Source organism: Streptomyces sioyaensis (assembly GCF_004122735.1).
Lineage (GTDB): Bacteria > Actinomycetota > Actinomycetes > Streptomycetales > Streptomycetaceae > Streptomyces > Streptomyces sioyaensis.
Window position 1 is genome coordinate 1 of record NZ_SDIF01000212.1, and the last position, 6,354, is coordinate 6,354.

Annotated in this window: 5 protein-coding genes and 1 pseudogene; 1 reads left to right on the forward strand and 5 read right to left on the reverse strand. The window is 66.8% G+C overall.

Annotated features, from left to right (window positions below):
• Positions 1–459: pseudogene (locus EST54_RS34360) on the forward strand (ATP-binding protein); the annotation flags it as partial.
• Between the two features lie 380 nt (positions 460–839).
• Here EST54_RS34360 and EST54_RS32810 read toward each other — a convergent pair.
• From EST54_RS32810 to mycP, 5 genes are all read right to left on the reverse strand, one after another.
• Complete coding sequence (locus tag EST54_RS32810; RefSeq protein WP_093489242.1) at positions 840–1,139, reverse strand: hypothetical protein; 300 nt, start codon at positions 1,137–1,139, stop codon at positions 840–842.
• A 414-nt stretch (positions 1,140–1,553) separates the two neighbouring features.
• Entirely contained in the window at positions 1,554–2,909 is a 1,356-nt protein-coding gene (locus EST54_RS32815; protein WP_129251328.1) for a S8 family serine peptidase, read from the reverse strand.
• Positions 2,910–3,005: 96 nt separating this feature from the next.
• Positions 3,006–4,652: a WXG100 family type VII secretion target gene (locus EST54_RS35990; protein ID WP_129251329.1), complete on the reverse strand. Its 1,647-nt coding sequence runs from the start codon at positions 4,650–4,652 to the stop codon at positions 3,006–3,008.
• 62 nt (positions 4,653–4,714) lie between these two features.
• A complete protein-coding gene (locus EST54_RS32825) occupies positions 4,715–5,029 on the reverse strand; it encodes a hypothetical protein (protein WP_129251330.1) in 315 nt (104 codons plus the stop codon).
• 2 nt (positions 5,030–5,031) lie between these two features.
• Positions 5,032–6,288, reverse strand: a complete 1,257-nt coding sequence (mycP, locus tag EST54_RS32830; RefSeq protein WP_129251331.1) for a type VII secretion-associated serine protease mycosin — start codon at positions 6,286–6,288, stop codon at positions 5,032–5,034.
• Between the last annotated feature and the right edge of the window lie 66 nt (positions 6,289–6,354).

Here is a 6,354-nt window from a genome sequence, read left to right on the forward strand (position 1 = left end):
GCCCCCACCTCCCGCCCCGTCGCCACCTTCATCGTTCCCGAGGGAACCCCTGGCTCCCGTACGGTCCCCGGCCCGGACGGCGATGCCTCCGACGGCAAGGCCACGGGGGCGCTGCTCGTCCACGACCTGCTGCGCCCCGGGTACGTCGACGCCGACCCGGCACAGGTGCGGCGCCCCTCCGAAGAGGCCCGGGCGGCGGCCCCGTTCGGGTTCAGCCACGGCCCCGACTCGCTGCGCGTCTGGGCGCGCGCGAACCGGAAGGAAGTGGCCACGCTGATCTCGGACACCCCGATCACCGACGCCGCCCTCTCCCCGGACGGCGTGCTCGTCGTCGCCACCGAACGCGGCGTCACCGCCCGGCAGATCCTCGCCGCGCCGGGCGCTCCCACCGTGCCGGCCCAGCGCACCGGCGCCGCCGACTCCGCAGCGCCCGACGGCCTCGGAGGACACCACTCGTAATCACCCGGGCGCCCGGCGCGGGCGCAAGCCACCGCCGCCGGCTGACTCGACGCGGAGGGCCGTCAGGGGCCGCCACACGAGGTGGCCCTGCGGGAATTCGACCTCGGCTGGGTGGTGTGGGCCGTACCGCCGCTCCGGGAGGTCGACCCGGCGACCGGGCCTGCTCGGCGGCCGCCCGCCGAACAGGGCGGAGGCACCTGAAGTGCGTTGTCCGCTGGCAGTTGGAGGGCGACCGCCGGGGGGGCAGCCCGTTCTGGTTGGAAGGCGTCCGCGGCAGCGGCAGGCTCTGACTGGAGGGCGTCCGCGGCAGCGGCTCATACGGAACCGGGCACTGGGGAACGGTCCCCGCGGAACGGTCCCGGTGGAACGACCCCTCCCCCTCAGGGCAACAGCAGCCAGTCCGCTGCCAGTGCGGCCGCCAGGCCGAGACCCAGCAACCAGGTACCGAGCCGGGTACGCCCGTGCCGGCTGAGCTCGATCACCACGCCGCAGAGCACCAGCGCGGCCCCGTACACCCCGACCACCAGCACCGACGTACGCGACGCCAGGCGCACCACGAGCACCACCGCCATCGCCACCATCAGCACCGAGGCCAGGACGATGCGTATCCGCCTCGCCTGACGCGGCGTCAGCCCCACACGACTGTCGGGCAGGGGCTCTTCATTGCCGGGCATGTCCATGAGCGGAAATGCTACGGGACCATTGATCGCCAGCACCCGCCACTCCCCCTACGGACGCCGCCCCAGCCCCCTTACCGATCCCGCCGGCTCACCGACGAGCAGGGCATGCACACCATCACGGCGCCCCCCTTTCAGGTGGCCCAGGTCCGCCCCCGTTCACATATTGCATGCCTGCGGCATGGCGCAGGCACGCAAGAACGGGCCCATGGCACCGCAAGTTCAGCCGCCTCGAACTTCTTGGGTCCGCAGCCTGATGGCTGCGGACCCAAGAAGTTTTTGTCGACCGGCCGTCGCGAGCCGTGCCATATCCCTTCCGGCGGGGATCGGAACGTTCCGCTCGAGACAGCCACAGTCAGACACCGGACAGCATCAGGCACGCAATCCCGTCCGCGGCACGAGCTTTACAACGGGCCCTCATTGCCCCGGTGGCTGGTTCGGCGGTACAGGCGGAAAGCCCTGAGCACCGGGTTGCTGCTGATACACACCCGGCTGCTGCTGATAGGGAGCGGGCTGCTGCTGGTACGGACCCGGCTGCTGCGGAAACCCGGGGCCGCCATAGCCACCAGGGCCACCCGGCGGGGGCCCGTTACGGCCGTTCTTCTTCTGCCGTGCCACGACGATCACGATGAGCGCGACAACGACGAGAACACCGGCCCCGATACCCACAATGGCGCCGATACCGAGTCGGCTGTCCTTCTGCCCACTTGCCTGGTCGCCGCCAGTACCCGATGAACCGAGAGCGGTTGCTCCACCGGCGCCGGCACCCGGCTCAGTCTGGGGAGTCTTCAGCGGACCGTTCTTCGAGCCGGCCGGGATGTCCTGCGTCAGCGCCCTCAAGGGCCGGATGAAGCCATACCCATAGTGCGGGTCGGGGAGCGTCATTCCTTCCTGCCCTGGCGGCAGACCAGCCGTCTTCACCAGACGGTTGGCGATCTGACCGGCAGTGAGGTCGGGGAACTTGGCACGGAGAAGAGCTGCGGCGCCGGAGACGTATGCGGTGGCGTCAGAGGTACCGTCCGCTCGACGATAAGGCTCCGCATTTGATGCGGAAGCTGAGGTGATGGAAACGCCCGGCGCCGTGAGCATCAGCTCGCGACCATAGTTTGACTTCTGCCAAACTTTCCCGGTCTTGTCCACAGCCCCCACAGCAACGACCCCCGGAGCAGCAGCCAAGGCACTCAGCTTGCTCTCGCCATTGTTTCCTGCCCCCGCTACGACCAGGACATCCTTCTGAGCCGCGTAGGCCAGAGCTGATTTATCGGAATCGGTGAGAAACGAAGGGGCAATCGAAAGGTTGACAACTGACGCATCGTGATCGACTGCGTACCTGATCACCCCGCCCAGTCCCACATGCCCTACCCCATCACCGACTTCAGGGTAGGCGACCGGGAGAATCTTTGCGCCGGGCGCCAGCCCCTTGATTCCATCGGCATTTCCCGCACCATGACCATGTGCAGCAATGATTGACGCCATGGCAGTTCCGTGATCATTCGTGTCTTCTTGATCAGCCCGACCACCGTCGATGAAGTTCTTACCTGGCAGGACGCTGCCTTTGAGGTCTGGATGACCGCCATTGACGGCATCATCAACCACAGCAACCGTGACGCCCTTGCCCGTCGATTCCTTCCATACCTTCTCGGCCTCAAAGGATTTTAGTGGCCACTGACTGTCCCTCATTTGATCTGCCAGGGCAGTCGGGGCGGCGCCGAAGAGCAGTGCTCCCGCCACCACCGCGCCGCCCACCGCACGCAGCGTCCGCGTGAAGCTCATGCCGTACACCTCTCCGTAGCGACAGTGGGGCCCGCAGCCCGAGGACTGCGGGCCCCACCTCGATTCCGCCGAGCAGCCTATCCGGACTGAGGTTCCCTACTCGATGACCTTCGGCGCCACGTTACGCTCCGGCGTCCAGGTCTCCTCTTCTTCGACCAGGTAGTCGGGGCGCTGTCCGTTCTCGCCGCCCTTGTCCTTGCCCTTGGCGCCGTGAGCACCGTGAGCACCGGCCATTCCCGCCGGACGGCGACCGCCTGTAGCACCCTGCTGTGTACCGCCACGGCTTCGGTGCAAGCCGGATCCTCCTTGGCCGGCGGCGCCGAGCTTGCCTCCCTTGCCGCCGACCACACCGCCCTTTTGTCGTGCCAGCGCACTGCCCTTGCCACCTGCACCAGCGCCTTTGGCACCGGCGCCCTTGCCGGCGCCAGCGGCTCCACCCATGCCGGGCATGCCGGCGCGGCCGCCCCGTGAGCCCACTCCAGCACCCGTGCCACCCGCACGAGCACTACCGGCAGCGCCGATACCCCCGACCATCCCCGGCGCGCCGGAGCCGCCGACGCCCGGGCCAGAGCCTGCGCCGACGCTTCCGGAGCCTGCACCCAAACCGCCAGTACCTGCGCCGCCACCGATTCCGCCGGCGCCACCGCCGGTCCCGAGACCGCTGCCTCCTGATAGCCCGTCAAGCCCGGTGCCAACGTGAGGCGCAGGGGCCTTGGGCATACTGCCGATGCCGCCGTCGATGCCGTGTGGTCGGGGCGGTTCCATGGCGGGCGGAGTGGTGTATCCGGGGCCCTTCATACCTGGTGTGTTTCCTCCACCGACGCCCGGCTTGGGAGCACCAGGCGTGGGCCCATAGGGACCAATGGGTGGAATGAAGCCGCCGCCATCAGGGCTGTGGTCCGGGTCCTTGATGCGACCGCCCTCATCCACACGAGGACCGCTCCCAATAGCTGACACGCCCGCCCGATAGGTCGTCGCCAACTGCTCCATGTAGTGAGCAGCCTCGAGCTCGCGTTCCCGGTCGATCGACAGGCTTCCCCGGTTCTTGTTGACGGCATCGAAGATACTCATCTTCGGGTTAGCCAGGTCAGCGTTCAGCTGCGAGTCGTCCCGGCCGTCGCCGCCGACCATCCCACCGACGAGTCCGCCGACCAGGGCACCGCCACCGCCCGGCATGAGGGTGTTCCCGATGGCCGCCCCCTTTCCGGCACCGGAGCTCAGGCCGTCGGCGGCCCGGTCCTTGACGCGCTCCCACTCGCTGGGCTCCTCGACGCCCTCGACCGCCTTCTTGACGGTCGCAAGTCGCTCGCTGATCTGGTGCAGCACGTAGCCGGTGTTGTGCGGGTAGGCAGCAAGTTTCGCGAAGTTGTTGCTGATCTTCTGCGCCTCGGCGGCGAATTGGTCCGCGGAACGGCCGTGCCAGGTCTCCAGAACCTTTGTGACGGCATCGTCGAATTTCTTCTTGATACCGTCATGCCAGTCCTGGGAGGTCCAGTCGTTACCGCCACCAACCAGTTTGATGCGAACGAGCTTCCAACCCTCGGCAACATTGCCGACTTCACCCGGATTGGAGCCCTCAACCATCTGCTTGACTTGATTCAGCCTCAGCTTGGTGAACTGAGGGCGACTCTTGCCAATTTCATAACTTTGCTCTTGAGCCGCGCCCGAACCTGTGGGCGCCGACCCAGAGTCCTTCGGTACATGGACCTCGGCGGGCTTGAACTTACTGTCATTCGATGCCATCTGCTGTCCCCCACTCCGTCATCGAACATGATCCATCTGTCACTGCACTCCGCCCGCCGACATCACGCCATGCTGACGGTGTTGTCCGCCTCGGCGTCCTGGTAGGCACCCCTGACCTTGGACGACTTCTTGCCGAACCGGTCGACCAGCCCTTCGACCATTTCCATCAACCCCTCGATGTCGCCCTTCATCTTGTCGTGGGCCTGATACAGCTGGCCTTCCTCCGCGAACCCCTGTCCCAGGGTGCCCTTCGCCAGATAGGTGCTGCTCTTGGCTGTGCTCTTCGAGTCGCCCATCATCTGGAGGACGTGGTTGAGCTCCTTCACCACCTGGTCCAGAGCGTCCAGGTCAACGCCGTACTCGCCTTTACCACCCATGGTTAAGCCTCCCCGTGTGTTCGCAAACCAGTCTTTCGGCGCCAGTCGCGGAGTGCGATGGCGGAGCCAACTACCGTGCCGACGGCGAGAAGTCCGCCGCCGACAATGTAGATGGAATAGCGGGCGCGTCGGTCCTCGGGGCTTTCGCCGAGGGCGACGGCGACCGGATGGATGTTGGAGCCGTCAGCCACATTGGAGGACTTGTCCGGCTTGGGTTCTCCGGTGGGCACCGTGTCGTCGTTGAGGGCCGCCACCGGATCGACGACGCCCCAGCCGATGAAGTCGTTCCGGTTCGGGCGCACACGCTCGGCGGTCTTTTCGAGCTGCCAAATGAGCTGCTGCGGAGTCCACTTGTCGTGCTTCGCCTTGAGCAGGGCCGCGGCTCCCGCGACGTAGGGAGCGGCGAAGCTGGTGCCCTGGTCGACGCAGTTTCCGCCGTCGGGGACGGTGGAGACCATGTCGACGCCCGGCGCGGCGATCTGGACGAACTTTCCGGACTGGGAGAAGGGTGCCCGCTCGTTGTTCCGGTCCGAGGCGGCCACTGCGAGGACGTTGGGGTATTTCTCCGAGTAGGCCGCGGGCCACATGTCCTTCTCGCCGCCGTCGGCGCCGCCGTTGCCGGCCGAGGCAACAATGAGAACGTCGTGTATATCGGCGTACTTGACCGCTCGCTCAAGGGTGGGCAGCAGGCGCGGATCGGCGGCTGTTCCCTGCGAGACATTGATGATGTCGACGTGCTCGTCCACGGCCTTTTTGATGGCCGTCGCAAGGCTGTCGGCGGTGCCGGGCTTTTCCTGCGAGGTCTGCTGGAAGGGGACGACGGTCGCCTCGGGCGCGATTCCGTAGAAGCCGGAACCCTTCATGGGGCGGGCGGCGATGATGCCTGCCACTTTGGTGCCGTGGCCGACCTTGTCGTCGGTCGGCTTTCCCTTGACGAGGGAGATGCCGCCGCTGCCGATCTCGTCCTTGATCTGCGGGTTCTGCGCGTCGATACCAGTGTCGACGACGCCGACCCGGATTCCCTTCCCCTTTCCGTACGCCCACATCTGATTGGTGAGTATGCGCTGCAGCGACCACGGGGTCTCTTTGATGTAGTCGGCGCCGAACTTGCACTCACCGCTGTGGAGCGGGACGTTCTCGTCCGCGACGGCCGGTGCGGCGGTGACGCTGGACAGGCCGACGATGCACGCCGCCGTAACCAGAGCGCCCGTCGTTCGACGACGGTGCCCGGCTCGATGACCAATGGCGCGAGATCCCACGGGTTGTCTGCTCTCCATGAAGGGCGGAAGGGGAGGGGCGAGGACTGAGAGGAGTGAGGGGAGGGA